Origin of the sequence: Erysipelatoclostridium sp. An173 (assembly GCF_963931465.1) — a bacterium.
GTDB lineage: Bacteria > Bacillota_I > Bacilli_A > Erysipelotrichales > Coprobacillaceae > Thomasclavelia > Thomasclavelia merdavium.
Map to the genome: position 1 here is coordinate 315,258 of NZ_OZ007017.1, position 19,054 is coordinate 334,311.

The window sequence follows — 19,054 nt, forward strand, 5'->3', positions numbered from 1 at the left end:
AATTATTATTAGTAAATGAATAAATTATGATATATAGCTCTTTTTTTTATTCTACCTTATTTTAAGTTGTAAATACAGAAGATAATGTTTTTTCTAGGGGGTTAATAGTTAAAAATAATAAATATGGTGCGCATTTTTTTAAATTGTGATATAGTATGCTTGATTTTGAGGCTGGTTTGTATTTTATGGAGGTTGATTGGAAATGAAAAAGACATTATATTTAATGCGTCATGGAGAAACATTATTTAATGTTCGAAAGAAAATTCAAGGCTGGTGTGATGCGCCTTTAACAGAATTAGGAATTAAACAAGCTAAAGTTGCGGGAAAATATTTTAAAGATCATAATATTACATTTGATCATGCTTATTCTTCAACTTCAGAGCGTGCTTGCGATACTTTAGAATTAGTGACAGATATGCCATATACACGTCTTAAGGGTTTAAAAGAGTGGAATTTTGGTGTTTTTGAAGGAGAAAGTGAAGATTTAAATCCACCTCTTCCATATGGAGATTTCTTTGTAACTTATGGTGGCGAAGGCGAATTAGAAATGCGTCAGCGAATGGCAGATACTTTATTAGAAGTTATGAAAAAAGAAGATCATCAGACAGTTCTAGCTGTTAGTCATGGGGCTTCATGTCGTGGGTTCATGCGTTACTGGTCAAAAAATAGTCAAGTTGATCAAACAACTAGAATTCGTAATTGTTGTATTTTGAAATTTGAATTTGAAAATGATGAGTTTTCTTTAGTTGAAATAATTAATCATGATTTTTAAGTAAACGAGATTAAATTCTCGTTTTTTTAATGTTATAATAGTTAATGTCAATCGATGTAGGAGGGGTATTATGGAAAAAGTAAGATTAGGAAGAACTAATATTGTTGTTAATCGTAATGGTTTTGGAGCTTTACCGGTACAAAGAGTAAATAAAGAAGAAGCCAAAGTGATTTTAAAAAAGGCCTATGCAAATGGAATTAATTTCTTTGATTCAGCTCGGGCTTATAGTGATAGTGAAGAAAAAATAGGATTATCTTTAAGTGATGTACGTAAAGATATTTATATTGCCACAAAAACAATGGCTACAACAGTAGAAGATTTTTGGCGCGATTTAAATACAAGTTTGGAATTATTGAAAACTGATTATATTGATATTTACCAATTTCATAATCCATCATTTTGTCCTAAACCAAATGATGGAACAGGATTGTATGAAGCAATGTTGGAAGCTAAAGAACAAGGAAAAATAAAACATATTGGAATAACTAATCATCGTCTACATGTTGCAAAAGAAGCCGTAGAATCTGGTTTGTATGATACGTTACAATTCCCATTTAGTTATTTAGCATCTGATAAAGAAGAAGAACTAGTAAGATTATGTAAGGAAAAAGATGTCGGTTTTATTTGCATGAAAGCTTTATCAGGTGGTTTAATTACTCGTTCTGATGTAGCTTATGCTTATCTAGCTCAATTTGATAATACTTTACCAATTTGGGGAATTCAAAAAGAAAAAGAACTAGATGAGTTTATTAGTTACAATGATAATTCACCAGTTTTAAATGATGAAATTAAAGCAATAATAGAACATGATCGTCAAGAATTAGCTGGTGAATTCTGTCGTGGCTGTGGTTATTGTATGCCTTGTCCAATGGGAATTGAAATAAATCAATGTGCTAGAATGTCTTTAATGCTTAGAAGATCTCCAAGTGCTAATTGGCTTTCACCACATTGGCAAGAGGAAATGAAAAAAATTGAGACATGTATAAATTGTGGTAAATGTAAAGCTCATTGTCCATATGATTTAAATACACCTGAATTATTAAAGAAAAACTATGAGGATTATAAGACTTTCTTAAAATAATCCTCTTTTTTTATACTATAATTGCATGAGTAATATGTAAAATTACTAATCCTACAAAAATAATAGATAATGCCATATGGATTTTTTTCCATCTAGGCTTGTTTTGTTTAATTATATATGCAAATAAAATAATTAATAATAAAATCATCCAGGCAATTTTACCACTAAACATCGCTGGATTATTACCGGCTAATATCCCATGGGCTAAAGCTAAAACAAGTAATAAAAAAGCATAAATCTGGTGGAATGAAGTGATTTTTAAAAGAACTTTATTACCAGCAAACTTATTTTTCCATAATGGTAAAATACATAGAATTAATAGAATACAACAAATTAAAACAATAATTTTATTTAACAACATAATACCTCCAAAGTTAGAACAAACTAACAATTCGTATTATACTGAAGTTAGAAAAATAGTCAACAAATATTATATTTTTAGAATATTTATGATAATAGTTATTAACTACAATTTTATAGAATATTAATTTAGGATCAAAAGAGTTACTAAAAAGTTTTATAAATTTACTTAGATATGGTTATATAATATTAAAATATTATATACTTAATTTTAGGGTGGTGAATAGAGATGTTATTAATTGACAAAATAGCTAATGAGAAATTAACCAAAGTAGAACGAGATATTGCGAATTATTTATTGGAACACCGAGTTTCTTTAAGTAATTTGTCAACTCGAGATATTGCAAAAGAAGTATATTGTTCATCTTCAGCTGTAATTAGATTAGCTCATAAATTAGGATATCAAGGCTATAATCAGTTAAAAGAACAATTAATTAAGGAACAAAAATATTTGGATTCACATTTCGATAATATTGATGCTAATTTGCCTTTTAGTAAAGATGATAATATGATGAGTGTTGTTGGCAGTATTAAAGAAGTTATTAACGAAGCTACAAAAGATACAGTATCGTTAATTCATCATGATTCATTGCAACGTGCAATTAGGATAATTGATAAGGCCCAGCATATTTATGTTTTTGGCTTTGGGGCTTATGTACCACTAGCTACAGTTTTTCAACAAAAAATGTCGAGGATAAAAAAGCATGTTATTGTTCAAAATCATGTTGGTGAAGAAAAATATCAGGCGGATATGTTAGATGTTAATGATTGTGCTATTATTGTATCTTATTCAGGAGAAAATCATAGTTTAATTAGGGTGGCTTCGTTATTAAAAGAGAAAAATATTCCGATTATCATTATGACGAGTTTTGGAGAAAATACATTAAGTTGTTTTAGTGAATGTATTTTATATATTGCTACTAGAGAAAAGTTATTTTCTAAGATTGCTAATTTTACTTCTGAACATTCAGTATCTTTATTGTTTAATATTTTATATTCATGCTATTTTCGACTCAATTATGAAAATAATTTAGATTACAAAATAAAGCATTCAAAAAAAGTTGAAGTAGAACATTTTTCATCTAACCAAATTATAATGGAAGAAGATAAAAATTAGTATTTTATCTAAAAAATAGAGCACTGTTCTATTTTTTAGATAATTATTAAAATAAATTTTAGAGCGATGTTTTTAAAAGAACAGGTGCTCTATTTTTTTGTTTTAAAGCATGTTAAAACATAGATACAAGAGGAGGAAATAATATGAAAAAAAGAATGTTAGGTAATATTGAAGTAGGTTGTATTGGTATGGGATGTATGGGATTTTCACATGCTCATGGTGACCCTGCCCCTAGAGAAGAATGTATTAAGATGATTCGCAAAGCTCATGAATTGGGGGTTACTTTATTTGATACGGCAGATGTTTATGCTAATGGTCATAATGAAATATTAGTAGGAGAAGCACTAAAACCCATTAGAGATGAAGTTGTTATTTTAACAAAATTTAACCCTGAAAAAGATCCTGTAAATGATTTGTCAAAAGGAACTGTAGAAGAGCAAATTGAAGCTAGACTAGATGCATCATTAAAAAGATTAGATACTGATTATATTGATATTTATATGATGCATCGTGTTCCTGATGATTTACCAATCGAAGTATATGCAACAGCAATGAAAAATTTGATTGAAAAAGGAAAAATTCGTTCTTGGGCAATGAGTAGAGCTACAGCGAGTCAAATCAAAAAAGCACATGCTATTGCACCGCTAGCAGTTGTTCAAAATGAATTTTCAATGTTAGTAAGAACACCTCTTCATGATGGAGTTTTAGATACTTGTAAAGAATTAGGAATTGGTTTTACACCATATATGCCATTGGCTTCAGGTTTTTTAAGCGGTGCTTATAAACCAGGTATGAAATATAGTAATGATGATATTCATCGTGTATTTTCATGGTTCACTGATGAAAACTTAGAGAAAAATCAGCCAATTTTAGATATGCTAGAAAAATATGCAACTAAGAAAAATGCAACTTATGCTCAAATTGCTTTAGCTTGGCTAATGCATAAATATGATCGTTTAGTACCGATTCCAGGAATGTATCAAGAAAAGTTTATTTATGAAAATCTAAAAACTGCTGATATTGAACTGATGGATAAAGAGGTTAATGAAATAGACAATACATTAGATAGTTTAACTGTTTATGGAGATGGACAAGAATGGCGTGTTGAACAATTAAGAGATATGTTAAAAGAAGAGGGTTATGAAGTTGAAAAATCCTGGAAAAAATAATTAATTTTAAGTAAGGAGAGTCAAGATGAAATTTCCAAAAAATTTTCTATGGGGTGGTGCGTTGGCCGCTAATCAATGTGAAGGTGCATATTTAGAAGATGGTAAAGGGTTAAGTGTACCAGATATGATTTTAGGTGGTGATATTAATACCCCAAGAACAATTTGTAAATATATTCAGAAAAATAAATTTTATCCTAGTCATGAAGCCATTGATTTTTATCATCGGTATAAGGAGGATATTGGCTTATTTGCACAAATGGGTTTTAAAGTTTTGAGAATATCAATTAATTGGGCTCGTATTTATCCAACTGGTGAAGAAGCAGTTGCTAATGAAGCAGGCTTAAAATTTTATGATAAAATTTTTGATGAATGTCATAAATATGGAATAGAACCAATGGTTACATTATCTCATTATGAAATGCCTTGGCATTTAGTAGAAAAATATCAAGGATTTTACTCAAGAATAGTGATTGATTATTATCTCAAATATGCAAAAACTTGTTTTAAAAGATATCGAAATAAAGTTAAATACTGGCTTACTTTTAATGAAATTAATGCTGGAACGATGGCTGATCCTTTGGCTAGTATTATGGGACTTGGCTATATGACAAGAAAAGATTTACAAAGAAATGAGCCATGTACTTTTGATGAATTAAGTGATAATCCTCAAGAACGATATACGGCATTACATCATGAATTAGTTGCTAGTGCTTTGGCGGTAATCGAAGGTCATAAAATCAATTCAGAATTTATGATTGGCAATATGATTAGTCATATTACCTGGTATCCACGCACTTGTAATCCTAAAGATATTTTAGCTTGGCAACAAAAAGATGCAATTTTTAATGATTTTTGTGCAGATGTTCAAATTAGGGGTGAATATCCAGAATATATGTTAGCTTATTTGAAAAATCATCAAATTGATACTTCTTATATATTAGTAAATGATAAAAAAATTTTAAAAGAGGGAGTTATTGATTTTTATACAATGTCATACTATATTTCCAATTGTGTTAGTACTGATCCTAATGTTGAAAAAATTGGTGGTAATTTAGTTGGCGGGGCTAAAAATCCCTATTTACAAGCAAGTAAATGGGGTTGGCAAATTGATCCGGATGGATTGAAATATACGTTAAAAGCCATTTCAAGTCGATATCCTAAAATACCTATTATGATAGTTGAAAATGGTTTTGGTGCAGTTGATAAAGTTGAAAAAGATGGAAGTATTCATGATGATTATCGAATTGATTATTTAAGAAAACATTTAATAGCAATGAAGGAGGCTATTAATGAAGGGGTTAACTTAATAGGTTATACATCGTGGGGACCAATAGATATTGTTTCTGCTGGAACAGGCCAATTTTATAAACGATATGGCTTTATTTATGTAGATAAACATGATGATGGTACAGGTGATTTTTCGAGAATAAAAAAAGATTCATTTTATTGGTATCAAAAAGTTATTAAGTCCAATGGGGAGGATTTGTAGAAATGAAAGATTTATATTTGATGCGTCATGGAGAGACTTTGTTTAATCAAAGAAGAAAAATTCAGGGCTGGTGTGATTCACCTTTAACGGAAGCTGGTATCAATCAGGCCAAACAAGCTAAAAACATATTATCTAAGATTAAATTTGACCACTTCTATAGTTCGACAGCAGAACGATGTGTTGATACTTTAGAGTTAATTACTGACCAACCCTATCAAAGATTAAAAGGACTAAAGGAAAGGTATTTTGGCAGCTTTGAAGGTGAGAGTGAGGATCTAAATCCACCAGTAGCTAAATATGATGAATTTTTTTCTCTTTACGGTGGCGAAACCCGAAAAGAAGTTATGGATAGAATGGTGACAACACTTACTAATATAATGGAACAACCTGATTGTCAAAAGGTTTTAGCTGTTTCTCATGCTGGGGCATGCCGTTGTTTTTTGTCTCATTTAGGTAATCCAGAACAATTATTAAACGGGAAAAGATTGACTAACTGCTGTATATTGCATTTTAAGTATGATAATGGACGTTTTATTTTTAATGAACTTTTAAATAGTAGTAAAGAGGGAAACTAAGATGGCAAAAGTATTTTTTCCAAGTTGTAAGGCGGTTGCTAGTTATCCTGAAGCTAGTAAAAAATTAGCTGCATATCTTAAAGATAAATATCAAATTGATCCAATAGGATGTTGTAAAGTAAAAGGGAAAATGCTAAATGATGATGACCAAGCAATTTTAGTTTGCCTCAATTGCTCACGAGTACTAGAAGGTAATCAACAAGAATTTATTTGGAACATCATTGATCAAGATGATAATTTTATTTTCCATGATTATCATGGCATTCAAATGACATTGCAAGATTGTCATTTGGCTAATAACAAACAAGAAGTAAAAAAAGCGATAAGATCATTAATGAAAAAAATGAATATTGATATTGTTGAAAATGAGGCTTTAAATGATCATTGTCCTTCGTATGAAATTGCTGGATATCATTTAAAACAAAAGCTAACTGAAGAAGAAAAAAAAGCATATTTTACTAATAAATATAATAAAGCTACTACTGATGTTATCGTATCTTATTGTAAATATTGTAATGATGGAGTGCTATTTTCTAATAAACAGGGTAAACATATTTTAGAATTACTTTTCCCGATTAAATAAATTGTTAAAAGAGGTTTATTAAATAGGGTTCTTTCTTGCTTTAGGGTAATATACGTAAATGGAAGAATAAAATAAGTTGATTGATCAATAAATTTTATTACTTCCTAATTTTTATCTACCCATTATCGAGTAAGAACCTTAAATAGGTAGATCTCTTTTATTATTTTAAATCATAAATTATAGTAATCATATTTTATGATTTAAAATATTTTGATTATGAATGATAATTTGTTAAAGTTGTTTATTGAAGGTATTTTAAATATTCAATGTCAGGATATCAAAGTTTTGAATCCGGATTTAAGTCGTGACCATGTTGAAGATAAAGATATGATCTTAGATATTAAAGTAACTGTTGCATCAGGCAAGCAGATTGATATTGAGATGCAAAATTCATCTTTTTCTGTTAGTCAACGTCATCGTTTTCAACTATACGGAGCTAAAATGCCTACATATCAGGAAAAAAAGGTAAAGAAATATAGATATATAAATCCAGTCTATCAAATTATTTTTATCAATGATATAGATAGTGATAATCTACAGCTTTATGATACTTATCAAAGTAGAAATAAAGAAGGTAAATTAGAAAAGAATAATCTGATGAATCAAGTATATGTTCAAGTGCCTTATATCAATGTCATAAAGCAGTATAAAAAACTAGATGAATTCAGCGAATTAGAACTGGCAATCTATATATTTGCAAACGGGATAACAGATGATATAATGAAACTGAAAGAATCAAAGGTGATTGAGATAATGAAAGACAAGATGGAAAGATTTAATCAGGATGATGAACTAAGATTAGCAGCATATAATCGGGAACTGAATATTTATGCTCATGAAATGGAACTCGAAGAGAGTTATCAAAATGGAAAAGAAGAAGGAATTTTGCTTGAAAAAAAGGATCTAACTATTCAGCTATTCAAATCAAAATATCCAGATGAAGATGATAATTTTTTGAGTAATTTAGAAGCTAAAGAGTATGATAAGATTTTTAAAATGCTATTAGAAAATCAATCACTAGAAACAATCAAGAAAGTAATTAAAAAATAATAGACTATAGCTGCTGGAAAAGCAGCTTTTTAATATATGGGTAAATATTATCTATAAAAATAATAGAGTATGACTATGTGTAAGTTTCATTAGAAGCGTAATGATGATCGAGGCTGTCTATTCTTGGTTAAAATATTTTGATTATGAATGATAATTTGTTAAAATAAAAGAGATTAATTATAAAATATGCTGATACAAAGATGGAGGTAAAATGGTTAAAAGATGTAAGTGGGTTGAAGACAAATCAAAATTATATCAAGATTATCATGATTATGAATGGGGAGTACCGGTTTATGATGATGAAAAATTATATGAAATGTTTTTATTAGAAACTTTTCAAGCGGGACTTTCCTGGATTACAATTTTGAAAAAAAGAGAAGCTTTTAAAGAAGCATTTGATAATTTTGATGTGAATAAAATAGCTGCTTATAATGAAGATAAAGTAGCTGAATTATTAAATAATGAAAAAATTATTCGAAGTAAACGAAAAATTAATGCTGCAATAAAGAATGCTCAAATATTTATAGATATTCAAAAAGAATTCGGTAGTTTCTCAAAATATCTTTGGGGTTATACCGATTATCAGATAATTAAAAATGAGGATGATAAAATTAAAACTACTTCTAGTTTATCTGATTGTATTTCAGCTGATTTAAAAAAACGCGGAATGAGTTTTGTGGGGTCAATTACTATCTATTCGTATCTACAAGCAGTAGGTGTTGTTAATGATCATGAAACTGATTGTTTTTGTTATCAAAGATAAATGGAGATGATTTAATGGTATTGAAGATTAAAGATGACAAAAAACTTACGGTAATGGATTTTACAGGGATATATCGGATGCAAAAGTTTTATCGACATGAAAATATAAACTGGATTGACTGTCGAGATATTGAAGGGACTCATGGCTATTGTAGTGATGAAGCTAAAGAGAAGATAAAAAAACGTATCTGTACTTGTCCAGTTAATGGGATTCATTTTATTGATTCAGGGAATTTTCATTATGTTAGTGAATTTTATCTAGAGAGATTAACTGAGGAGTTTGTTTTAGTTGTTTTTGATCATCATAGCGATATGTTAAAACCGCTTTTTGGCGATATTTTAAGTTGTGGTTCCTGGATTTTAAATGCTATGGAACATAATAAGTATTTAAAGAAAGTGATTTTAATTGGAATTGCCAAAGAACAAGTTGCTTTAATTGATGAAAAATATCAAAAAGATATTATATATTTTACTGATGAAGATTTAGGTGATTTAAATAAATGGGATAAAGCTGCAATGCTGCTAGAAAATTATCCATTATATATATCAATTGATAAAGATGTGTTAAGTCAAGATGTTGTTATAACTAATTGGCAACAAGGACAAATGTATTTATTAGAACTTAAACTGTTTTTAGCGGAAATGATTAAACAAGGACAAGTAATAGGAATTGATATTTGTGGTGAGTGTAGTAATGAGGTAGCTAAGCTTAGTGAAATCAAAAGCAATGATTTATTGAACTATAAAATATTAGAATTTTTAAAAAGAGAGTTAACGAATAATGTGTAGTCAGTATTTTTTAGAATTAAAGATGTTAATGGAAATGGAAGATAAAATCGATTATCTTTTTGAATTAGAATTACAAAAAAGAATAACTTATTATCCTAGTAATCAAATTCCAGTAATCAAAATGAATAATAATCAATTAACAGGTGATTTAGTTAAATGGGGTTATCGCTTATTTGACAATAAATTAGTAATAAACGCTAGAAGTGAAACACTAAATCAAAAAGCATTGTTTAAAAATGATTTAATTAATCATCGTTGTATTATTCCAGCTACGGGATTTTATGAATGGGATGAACATAAACAAAGATTTAGTTTCGAAAATCCACAACATAAATTATTATTTATGGCAGGAATTTATCGAGAATATGATAATCAAAAAGAAGTAGCAATTATTACTACTAATGCTAATGAAAGTATGGAAAATATTCATTCACGGATGCCACTTATATTTAATCACTTACAAATGATGGAATGGTTAGAAAATAAAAATGTTACGTCTTTATTAAAAATAAAACCGGAATCATTAATTATAACATCAGGTAATTTACAAACTAGTTTATTTTAGGAGGAAATATGAAACAGAAACATATTTTATTTGATTTAGATGGAACTTTGACAGATCCAATGATGGGAATAACTAAGTCAGTTCGTTATGCCTTGAATTATTATGGAATTGAAGTAAAAGATTTAAATGACTTATTGCCATTTATTGGTCCACCATTAAGAGATTCTTTTAAAGAATATTATGGATTTGATGAAGCTAAAGCTAATGAAGCAGTTGAAAAATATCGAGAATATTATAAGACAGATGGTATTTTTGATAATAAGGTTTATCAAGGAATGGTAGAATGTTTACAAACATTAAAAGATAATGGTAAAAAATTATATGTAGCCACTTCTAAACCAGAGTTTTTCGCTAAACAGATTATTGAACATTTTTCGTTATCAAAATATTTTGAATATGTTGGTGGTAGTGAGTTTAATAGTCGTGAAAAGAAGGCCGAAGTAATTGAATATGTTTTAAAAACTAATCAGATCGATAATGATGATGTTATTATGGTTGGTGATCGTAAACATGATATTATTGGTGCTCATGAAAATAAGATTCCTTGTGTTGGTGTTTTATATGGTTATGGAACTGAGGATGAATTAAAACAGTATCAAGCGGATTATTTGGTTTCTACTGTTGAAGAGCTAACAGAATTATTGAAATAAGATATCGGTCATCGGTATTTTATTTTTGTTTTTTAATATAACTTATAAGAATAATAAAATTATAAAAATATTTGTTAAAAAAAGAAAATAAAGGTTAAGTTATATTGGATTTTATGTTAGAATTTCTCTGTTATTATACAGGAGGACAAAAATGAGCAAAGTAGTAAAATTAGGTAATTATAGAGGAATTGAAGTTAAAATTCCTAAACAATTATCAGTAACAGAAGAAGAAATTAATCGTGAAATTCAAAATTTTCTTGATCAAAACTATCAATTAGTAGAAAAAGATGGTGAAGTTGCTAATGGAGATGTAACAACAATTGATTTTGAAGGTTTTAAAGATGGTGTTCCATTTGAAGGTGGTAAAGCTAATGGACATCAATTAGAAATTGGTTCAGGACAATTTATCCCTGGTTTTGAAGACCAAATGATTGGGATGACTAAAGGTGAAACTCGTGATTTAAATTTAACTTTCCCTGAAAATTATGGGGTAGCTGATTTAGCTGGAGCAGATGTAGTATTTAAAGTTACTGTTCATAAAATTGCTACTAAAAAAGAAGCAGAATTAACTGATGAATTTATTGCTTCTTTAAATGCACCAAACTTTAAAACAGTAGACGAATTAAAGAACGTAATTGAAACTTCTTTACAAATGCAATACAATCAACAATTTGAAGCTACTAAAGAAAATGCTGTATTAGGTAAATTGATTGGGGAAAGTGAAGTTGAAGTTAGTGATGAAGATGTTGAAAAAGCTTTACAACAACATATTCAACATATTTCAATTGAACTAGCTCAACAAGGTTTACAATTAGAACAATATTTACAAATGATGAATATGGATTTAGATAGTTTAAAACAACAACTATTACCAACAGCAAAACAACAAGCATCTTTTGAAGCTATTATTGATGAAATTGTAAAAGTTGAAAGTTTAATTACTTCTGATGATGAAGCTAAAGATCAAGTTTCTAAAATCGCTGCTGCTAATCAAATGAGCATTGATGAAGTTTTAGAAAAAATTAATTTAGATGATTTAAAACGTGATTTAGCTAGAATTCAAGCAAGTCATTTAATTATGGATTTAGCAAATATTATTGAAGAATAAGAAGAAAAGGTCCTTTTAGTCAAGGGCCTTTTTAAATACACTGCTTTAGCGATTATCGATTTTTTCTGGATATAAATCATGATTTGCAAGACGATTCCAAGCAATATCTTCCCATTTAGTTCCGGGTTTACCATAATTACAATAAGGATCGATTGAAATACCACCACGTGGTGTAAATTTACCCCAAACTTCGATATATTTAGGATCTAATAATTTAATTAAATCTTTCATGATAATATTCATACAATCTTCGTGAAAATCACCATGATTTCTAAAACTAAATAAATAAAGTTTTAAAGATTTACTTTCAACCATTTTAATATTAGGAACATAGCTAATATAAATAGTAGCAAAATCAGGTTGTCCGGTGATTGGACAAAGACTAGTAAATTCAGGACAATTAAATTTTACAAAATAGTCATTATCTGGATGCTTGTTATCAAAAGTTTCTAATACTTCAGGAGCATAGTCATCTTTATATTCAGTATTTTTACTACCTAACAATGTTAAATTATCCATTGTTTCCTCCTAATAGCGGGTCAATAACCCCGTTTTTTAAAAAAGCTTCTTGCCTATCAAGACAAGTACCACATTTTCCACATGGTTTATCATTTCCTTCGTAGCATGACCAAGTTAAATGATATGGAACATTTAAATCTAAACCAATTTTTACAATATCAGCTTTACTTTTATTAACAAAAGGAGCTTCGATTTGTAGTTGATGTCCACTTCCTTCATAAATTGCTTGATTCATAGCATTGTTGAAAATTTCGCTACAATCAGGATAGGCATTTCCGGCAGCATCATCTTTATGAGCACCATAATAGATTAAATTGCAATTTTTAGATAAGGCGATACTAGCGGCACTAGATAAAAATAAACCATTTCTAAAAGGTACATATGTAGTTACCGGTTTGCCATCAGTTTTGCTTAATTGTTTAGCATAAGTTTCGTGAGGAATTTCTTTACTTGAATGATTTAATAACGAACAATCGCTATATTCAAAAATCTTAGCTAAATCTAAAAAAATATGTTCTACTTGATAATATTTAGCAATTTGGTTAGCTGCCTGAATTTCTTTATCATGTTTTTGACCATAGCTAATGGAAAGGGCCACGACATTTTCATGACCATATTGATTTATTGCTAATGCTAGGGCGGTAGTAGAGTCAACCCCACCGCTGAATAATACTAAAACTCTCATTAGTTTCTCCTTTTATTGTAGATATATTTGCAAACTAGGATCGTTTTTAAAACGCCCAGTTAAAGTGCTTGTGGTTGTTGAAGTGTTTGCTTTTTTTATTCCCCGGGCACTCATACAGCTATGTTTACCGTTTATAATAACTGCAATATCTTTTGAATCAGTAATTAAGCTGATGATTTCTGCAATATCACTACCAATTCTTTCTTGCAGCTGTAGACGGCGGGCTACCATATCAGCAATTCTTGCAATCTTGCTTAGACCGATGACCTTACCGTTAGGAATATAAGCTACTGTAACTTTCATATCATACATTAATGCAAGATGATGTTCACAATAGCTAAAAATATCGATATCTTTTACAACGACAATTTCTTGGTTAGCAAAATCAAGATCATCAGCAAAAGTTTTATTGAACATTTCTGCGATTTCCTGATTAGTATATTGAATGCCGGCAAAAACTTCTTCATACATTTTAGCTACTCGCTTTGGTGTTTCTTTTAACCCTTCACGATTAGGGTCTTCACCAAGGGCTTCAATAATTTGATAAATACATTCTTCAATTTTTTTAAGATCAATCATTTTAGACTCCTCGCATATTGGGATTCCAAATATATTTATGTAATTGTAATTGAAAATTAACGCCATTTAGCTGATTTTCAATCATAAAAGCAACAATTTCTTTAGGATCGATTTGTCCATAAATTGGGCTAAAGTAGACCTGCGCTTTGTTAATTAAATCGTATTTATCAATAATATTTTTAGCGGTAATTAAATCTTTTTGATTACCGACTACAAATTTAACAACATCATCTTTTGTTAAGTAATTGTAGTTTTTTTCATTCATATAATTTTCCATCAAGCTAGATGGGGTTTTATAATCTAAGGTAAAAATTGGTCGTAAATCGCTAATAAATGGTTTGATATTAACACTACCATTAGTTTCGATTTCGACGTTATAATTAAGTTTTAATAATTCAAAAATCAAGGACTTAATGTTTTTTTGTAACAGTGGCTCACCACCAGTTAAAGTTACATTTTTGATTTTGTTTTCATTTAAATAATTAATAATTTCTTCTTCAGTCATTAAAGAATATTTAGCATCATCACTATTGGCATACTTACTATCACAATAACTGCAATTTAAATTACAGCCTTGAAAACGAATGAAAGCAGCTAATTGTCCAGCTTTACTGCCTTCACCATTGATGCTAATAAACTTTTCAACTACTTTAAAATTATTCATCATTACCTCGGTAACTAGCACAATTATTAGGAGTTTCATAAACATCAATACAATCAAGATTGTATTTCTTAGCTAATAACTCAAAAATATATCGAGCTAGATTTTCTGCAGTTGGTCGAAATGGTAATGAAACGATTTTAAAATTTTCGTTAATCAAAGCTTGGTACAAATCAGTTGATAAACTATTAGTTTCGATAATTAAAGTATGATCAAGTGAATCGGTAATCTGTTTTAAATCATTTTTTAAATCAGTAAAATCAATAATCATACCATTGTTTTGTTTATCTTCTAATAAAGATGTACTTTTAATTGAAACGACAACGCGCCAGCGATGACCATGAATGTTAGCACATTTTCCGTTATAGCCAGCTAAAAAATGAGCACTATCAAAGCTTTGTTCAGTTTTTAAATAATACATTTTCTCTCCTTTCCATACCATCAATAAAAAAAGTAGGCGCACTAAAAGCCTACTTTAAAAGATAATATAAAAAAGTATGCCCTAGTTTTATTTTAAGACAGGATGGTACAAACGAACTGTCTAAAGCTATAATAATCCATTTGTCCTTGATATGTCAAGGTAATGTTATCTAAAGTTCATGTAAATCTTTGTAAAGAAAAGTTAAGAATTTGTTAACAATGTTTGCATTATGTTAATTTTATGTTAAAGTAACGTTTGTAAAGGGGGAAAAATAATGGAACTTACTGATATATTTACTTTACTAGGTGGATTGGCATTATTCTTATACGGTATGACAATGATGTCTAATGGACTTGAATTAGCTGCCGGAAATAAGATGAAAACAATCCTTGAAAGATTAACTGCTAATCGTTTTATCGGTGTTGCTGTGGGTGCTTTAATTACAGCTATTATTCAGTCATCTTCTGCTACAACAGTAATGGTCGTTGGATTTGTAAATGCTGGATTAATGGAACTAAAAAGTGCTGTTTGGATTATTATGGGAGCTAATATCGGAACGACAATAACAGGGCAATTGATTGCTATCGATATTACAGCATTAGCACCAATTATCGCTTTTATCGGTGTAGCGTTAATTGCATTTTTCAAAAGTAAAAAACTTGATGCTTTTGGGACAATTATTGCCGGGTTAGGAATTTTGTTTATGGGAATGGATATCATGTCTGGTGCAATGGAACCATTACGTGATTCACCAACGTTTGTAAGTATGGTTTCTTCTTTTGAAAATCCATTAATCGGTATTTTGGTTGGTGCTGGTTTTACAGCGCTTATTCAAAGTTCTTCTGCGTCTGTTGGTATTTTACAAGCTCTTGCTAGAAGCGGTGTCGTTACATTACCTTCTGCAATTTATGTATTGTATGGACAAAATATTGGGACATGTATTACTTCAGTACTAGCAAGTATTGGGACAACTAGAAACGCTAAAAGAACAACAATTATCCATTTATCATTTAATATTATTGGGACAATCATTTTCGTAATTATTAGTATGTTAACACCATTTGCTGATTTTATGGCATCATTAACACCTACTAATATACCGGCACAGATTGCAAACGTGCATACAATTTTTAATGTTGTAACTACAATTGTTTTATTACCTTTTGGTGCTCAATTAGTTAAACTTACATATATAGTTTTACCTGAAAAAGAAGGTTTAGAAGATAAGATGACAGTTAAATATTTAGATGCATCTGTCTTTACAAATGATTATTATATTGGACGTAGTGCTATTGTTAATCGCCAATTATTTAATGAAACACAAAATATGTTGTCAGAAGTTCAACAAAATGTACAACGTGCCTTTGAACTAATGAGTAACTATGATGAGGCTAAACACGAAGAAATATTAAAACATGAAGAATATATTGATTATTTAAACAAAGAAATTATCCAATATACAACAACAGCGATTTCTTCAGAATTCCCAATCGAAGAATCACAATCAATTGGATTATTCTTAAAAACTGCCGGAGATTTAGAACGAGTTGGTGATCACGCTATAAATATTGCTGAACGTGCAAAACAACTTTATGAAAATGATGAACATTTCTCTGATGAAGCAATGAAAGAAATCTCAATCATGAATGATATGACTAGAAATATTTTACAAGAATTAAGTGTCTTAAAACGTGAAGAATTACATGATATTGTTGAAAAAGTTGATGTAATTGAGGATAATATTGATGGTATCACTCATGAATTTTCATTAAATCAATTAAAAAGATTGCGTGATAAAAAATGTACACCAGAACATAGTGCATTATATACTGAAACACTTATTGATTTTGAAAGAATCGGTGATCATGGTTTAAATATTGCCGTTGCTTTTGATACAATTAAAGAAGAATTAACAACAATGGCTTAAACTGGCTGAATTTCAGTCAGTTTTTTAATATATTATTAAAAACTTAATCATTTGTTCATTCTTTGTCAGTATAATAAGTGTTGGAGGCGATTGGAATGAAGATTGATAAAACATATGTAATATACTTTTCCCCTACAGAAACTTCTAAAAAATCAGCAGTTAGTATTGCTCGCGGATTAGAAGGAACATTAAGTGAAATAGATATAACTTCTATGCCAATTGAAGCTAAACAGTTTAATCGACATGATGTTGTTGTATTTGGAATGCCGGTATATGGGGGACGTATTCCTGTTGAGGCGGTTAAAAGATTAAAATCATTTACTGGTGATCATACTCCTTGTATTATAACAGTAACTTATGGTAATCGTCATTATGATGATGCATTGTTAGAGTTATTTAATATTGTAGAAGGGCAAGGGTTTATCCCGATTGCAGCAGCAACATTAGTTGGTCAGCATACTTATGGAAATATCCAAGTGGGACGTCCAGATCATGATGATATGTATCGCGATGAGTTGTTTGGAAGCTTAGTGCGGTTAAAAATTAATAAAGATAACTTTTCATTTGTTTCAATACCAGGTCATTATCCTTATCGTGAAGGTGGTAATGGTGGTAAATTTAGACCGTCTACAAATGAAAATTGTACGCAATGTGGATTGTGTGTAAAAAAATGCCCGATGCAAGCTATTGATCCAAAGGATTGTAAAACGATTAATGATCAGTGTTTATCTTGCTTTAGATGTATTAGAATTTGTCCAATGCAAGCTAAAACTATGGATCATGATCAAAATTATCAACAGTTTGCTAAGGAATTTACTGAAAAACTATCAAAACGTAAAGAAAATGAATATTTTGTATAATAAATAAGTACGGCTTTTTTTAATTTCCGTACTTATTTTTTGTTTTAAATTGAAAACGTAAATTATAAAACTGATAAATAATAACCAATATATATATTAGAGCAATAACATTAACAAGATAATAGTTAGAAGCAGCTAAAAGCTGATTGATAAAAGGGTCGATAAAATTCACTAATATTATGCCTAATATTCCCCACATTAAACTATAAAACAAACAAATTCGACTACAATAATTATCCGAATATTTTTGATAATTCCAGATTTCAATATTTAAATCATGAGCTAAAAAATAGTGTGTTACATATTCTAAAGCAGTACAACATACTAAAGAATAAAAGAAGATTTCAAAATTATTAGTATGATAGGGAACTGCTTTCAATATTAATAATGCTCCAAATCCATATATTGGAATAAAAGGACCTTTTAATAATCCGGAAAAATGAATTCTTTTTTCAAGTATTGAAATATATGCCGATTCGATAATAAAGCCTAGAAAAGTATAAATTGCAAATTTTACCATTATAACCTCCATTAGTAATTTTATGATAAAATTTGGCAATTATGATACTAAATATGAGCAAGCAGTTTTTCAATTTCAAGAGCAATTTCTTTTGGTTTGACTAATGGCTCAAAGCGAGCGACTACATTACCCCTACGATCAATTAAAAATTTAGTAAAATTCCAATCAATTCGTTTAGAAAGTGCTGGATCCTGGTTTTCTTTAAGATATGTATAAATAGGTGCTTCGTTTGGACCGTTGACATCGATTTTAGCAAATTGTGGGAAGCTAACCCCATAAGTATCAGCACAAAAAGAAATAATTTCTTCCATTGTTCCTGGTGCTTGTTCACCAAACTGGTTACAAGGAAAATCAAGGATCCAAAAACCTTGGTCGTGATACTGTTCAAATAAATCTTCTAATTCATCATATTGTTCAGTAAATTCACATTCCGTAGCCGTATTTACAATAAGTAATACCTGGTTTTGATATGTACTTAATGATTGTAGTTGATTATTGTTATCTAAAACGTTTATATCGTATAAGTTCATGTTATTCTCCTTTTAATAATTTATTTATTAATTATAAAATGTTTTTTTATTAATAACAAATAATATGCTTGTGAATGTTTGATTTTGATGTGATTGATACAAGAATAAATTAATAGCAAAAAAAATGACAAAATTTTAAATAAAGGGTTGACGATTATAAAAGCTTATGTTATTATATTTGAGCAGTCGATTGATGGGCCTGTAGCTCAGTTGGTTAGAGCGCACCCCTGATAAGGGTGAGGTCGATGGTTCAAATCCATTCAGGCCCACCATTAATTAATT

At 29.4% G+C, this 19,054-nt stretch carries 23 protein-coding genes and 1 tRNA gene; 16 read left to right on the forward strand and 8 right to left on the reverse strand.

Features of this window, described 5'->3' with window-relative positions; all coding sequences use genetic code 11:
* The first annotated feature begins 202 nt into the window (after positions 1 to 202).
* On the forward strand, positions 203 to 772 hold the full coding sequence (locus ABGT36_RS01535) for a histidine phosphatase family protein (RefSeq protein ID WP_087300767.1): 570 nt from the start codon (positions 203 to 205) through the stop codon (positions 770 to 772).
* A gap of 70 nt (positions 773 to 842) precedes the next feature.
* Complete coding sequence (locus ABGT36_RS01540; RefSeq protein ID WP_300630311.1) at positions 843 to 1,853, forward strand: aldo/keto reductase; 1,011 nt, start codon at positions 843 to 845, stop codon at positions 1,851 to 1,853.
* 10 nt (positions 1,854 to 1,863) lie between these two features.
* Here ABGT36_RS01540 and ABGT36_RS01545 read toward each other — a convergent pair whose 3' ends face one another.
* On the reverse strand, positions 1,864 to 2,214 hold the full coding sequence (locus tag ABGT36_RS01545) for a hypothetical protein (protein WP_300630309.1): 351 nt from the start codon (positions 2,212 to 2,214) through the stop codon (positions 1,864 to 1,866).
* Between the two features lie 228 nt (positions 2,215 to 2,442).
* Between ABGT36_RS01545 and ABGT36_RS01550 the strand changes: the two genes are divergently transcribed.
* The 11 genes from ABGT36_RS01550 to tig all read left to right on the forward strand — a co-directional run bounded on the left by ABGT36_RS01550 (position 2,443) and on the right by tig (position 12,070).
* Positions 2,443 to 3,330, forward strand: coding sequence for a MurR/RpiR family transcriptional regulator (locus ABGT36_RS01550; protein ID WP_087373468.1), 888 nt, complete (start codon positions 2,443 to 2,445; stop codon positions 3,328 to 3,330).
* A gap of 143 nt (positions 3,331 to 3,473) precedes the next feature.
* On the forward strand, positions 3,474 to 4,499 hold the full coding sequence (locus tag ABGT36_RS01555; RefSeq protein ID WP_087300757.1) for an aldo/keto reductase: 1,026 nt from the start codon (positions 3,474 to 3,476) through the stop codon (positions 4,497 to 4,499).
* Positions 4,500 to 4,524: 25 nt separating this feature from the next.
* The gene (locus ABGT36_RS01560) at positions 4,525 to 5,988 is read left to right on the forward strand and encodes a glycoside hydrolase family 1 protein (protein WP_346676465.1); all 1,464 of its coding nucleotides are present in this window, start codon (positions 4,525 to 4,527) and stop codon (positions 5,986 to 5,988) included.
* Positions 5,989 to 5,990: 2 nt separating this feature from the next.
* On the forward strand, positions 5,991 to 6,563 hold the full coding sequence (locus tag ABGT36_RS01565) for a histidine phosphatase family protein (RefSeq protein ID WP_087374413.1): 573 nt from the start codon (positions 5,991 to 5,993) through the stop codon (positions 6,561 to 6,563).
* Position 6,564: 1 nt separating this feature from the next.
* Complete coding sequence (locus ABGT36_RS01570) at positions 6,565 to 7,146, forward strand: hypothetical protein (RefSeq protein WP_087300751.1); 582 nt, start codon at positions 6,565 to 6,567, stop codon at positions 7,144 to 7,146.
* A 216-nt stretch (positions 7,147 to 7,362) separates the two neighbouring features.
* Positions 7,363 to 8,196, forward strand: coding sequence for a PD-(D/E)XK nuclease family transposase (locus tag ABGT36_RS01575; protein ID WP_346676468.1), 834 nt, complete (start codon positions 7,363 to 7,365; stop codon positions 8,194 to 8,196).
* A gap of 211 nt (positions 8,197 to 8,407) precedes the next feature.
* Positions 8,408 to 8,959 carry a DNA-3-methyladenine glycosylase I gene (locus ABGT36_RS01580; RefSeq protein WP_300082610.1) on the forward strand — a complete coding sequence of 184 codons (552 nt, stop codon included), beginning with the start codon at positions 8,408 to 8,410 and terminating at the stop codon, positions 8,957 to 8,959.
* 14 nt (positions 8,960 to 8,973) lie between these two features.
* The gene (locus ABGT36_RS01585; RefSeq protein WP_239406423.1) at positions 8,974 to 9,747 is read left to right on the forward strand and encodes an arginase family protein; all 774 of its coding nucleotides are present in this window, start codon (positions 8,974 to 8,976) and stop codon (positions 9,745 to 9,747) included.
* A complete protein-coding gene (locus ABGT36_RS01590) occupies positions 9,740 to 10,312 on the forward strand; it encodes an SOS response-associated peptidase family protein (RefSeq protein ID WP_346676471.1) in 573 nt (190 codons plus the stop codon). The genes ABGT36_RS01585 and ABGT36_RS01590 overlap by 8 nt, the downstream gene beginning before the upstream one ends.
* Positions 10,313 to 10,320: 8 nt before the next feature.
* The gene (locus ABGT36_RS01595) at positions 10,321 to 10,962 is read left to right on the forward strand and encodes an HAD family hydrolase (protein WP_296884417.1); all 642 of its coding nucleotides are present in this window, start codon (positions 10,321 to 10,323) and stop codon (positions 10,960 to 10,962) included.
* 151 nt (positions 10,963 to 11,113) lie between these two features.
* Entirely contained in the window at positions 11,114 to 12,070 is a 957-nt protein-coding gene (tig, locus tag ABGT36_RS01600) for a trigger factor (RefSeq protein WP_346676473.1), read from the forward strand.
* Between the two features lie 45 nt (positions 12,071 to 12,115).
* Here tig and queF read toward each other — a convergent pair whose 3' ends face one another.
* From queF to queD, 5 genes are read right to left on the reverse strand one after another with little or no spacing between them, the layout of a single operon-like run.
* Complete coding sequence (gene queF, locus ABGT36_RS01605; RefSeq protein WP_087300739.1) at positions 12,116 to 12,589, reverse strand: preQ(1) synthase; 474 nt, start codon at positions 12,587 to 12,589, stop codon at positions 12,116 to 12,118.
* Complete coding sequence (gene queC, locus ABGT36_RS01610) at positions 12,582 to 13,274, reverse strand: 7-cyano-7-deazaguanine synthase QueC (RefSeq protein WP_087300737.1); 693 nt, start codon at positions 13,272 to 13,274, stop codon at positions 12,582 to 12,584. Before queC ends, queF begins: the two co-directional genes overlap by 8 nt.
* 12 nt (positions 13,275 to 13,286) lie before the next feature.
* Positions 13,287 to 13,853, reverse strand: a complete 567-nt coding sequence (folE, locus tag ABGT36_RS01615; protein ID WP_087300735.1) for a GTP cyclohydrolase I FolE — start codon at positions 13,851 to 13,853, stop codon at positions 13,287 to 13,289.
* A 1-nt stretch (position 13,854) separates the two neighbouring features.
* Positions 13,855 to 14,517: a putative 7-carboxy-7-deazaguanine synthase QueE gene (gene queE, locus ABGT36_RS01620; protein WP_087300733.1), complete on the reverse strand. Its 663-nt coding sequence runs from the start codon at positions 14,515 to 14,517 to the stop codon at positions 13,855 to 13,857.
* Positions 14,510 to 14,935 (reverse strand): 6-carboxytetrahydropterin synthase QueD, encoded by a 426-nt coding sequence (queD, locus tag ABGT36_RS01625; RefSeq protein ID WP_087300731.1) that lies wholly within the window; start codon positions 14,933 to 14,935, stop codon positions 14,510 to 14,512. Before queD ends, queE begins: the two co-directional genes overlap by 8 nt.
* 274 nt (positions 14,936 to 15,209) lie before the next feature.
* Here queD and ABGT36_RS01630 point away from each other — a divergent pair, with 274 nt between their 5' ends.
* Positions 15,210 to 16,862 (forward strand): Na/Pi cotransporter family protein, encoded by a 1,653-nt coding sequence (locus ABGT36_RS01630; RefSeq protein WP_087300729.1) that lies wholly within the window; start codon positions 15,210 to 15,212, stop codon positions 16,860 to 16,862.
* 95 nt (positions 16,863 to 16,957) lie between these two features.
* Entirely contained in the window at positions 16,958 to 17,722 is a 765-nt protein-coding gene (locus ABGT36_RS01635; RefSeq protein WP_300630294.1) for a 4Fe-4S dicluster domain-containing protein, read from the forward strand.
* Positions 17,723 to 17,741: 19 nt separating this feature from the next.
* On the opposite strand, the gene ABGT36_RS01640 is transcribed toward ABGT36_RS01635, so the two are convergent.
* Together ABGT36_RS01640 and ABGT36_RS01645 are read right to left on the reverse strand one after the other, a co-directional pair.
* Positions 17,742 to 18,242: a putative ABC transporter permease gene (locus tag ABGT36_RS01640; protein ID WP_296882914.1), complete on the reverse strand. Its 501-nt coding sequence runs from the start codon at positions 18,240 to 18,242 to the stop codon at positions 17,742 to 17,744.
* 47 nt (positions 18,243 to 18,289) lie between these two features.
* Positions 18,290 to 18,772, reverse strand: a complete 483-nt coding sequence (locus ABGT36_RS01645; RefSeq protein WP_346676478.1) for a glutathione peroxidase — start codon at positions 18,770 to 18,772, stop codon at positions 18,290 to 18,292.
* Positions 18,773 to 18,967: 195 nt separating this feature from the next.
* On the opposite strand from ABGT36_RS01645, the gene ABGT36_RS01650 reads away from it, so the two are divergent.
* A tRNA-Ile gene (locus ABGT36_RS01650) sits at positions 18,968 to 19,044 on the forward strand.
* Positions 19,045 to 19,054: the final 10 nt, after the last annotated feature.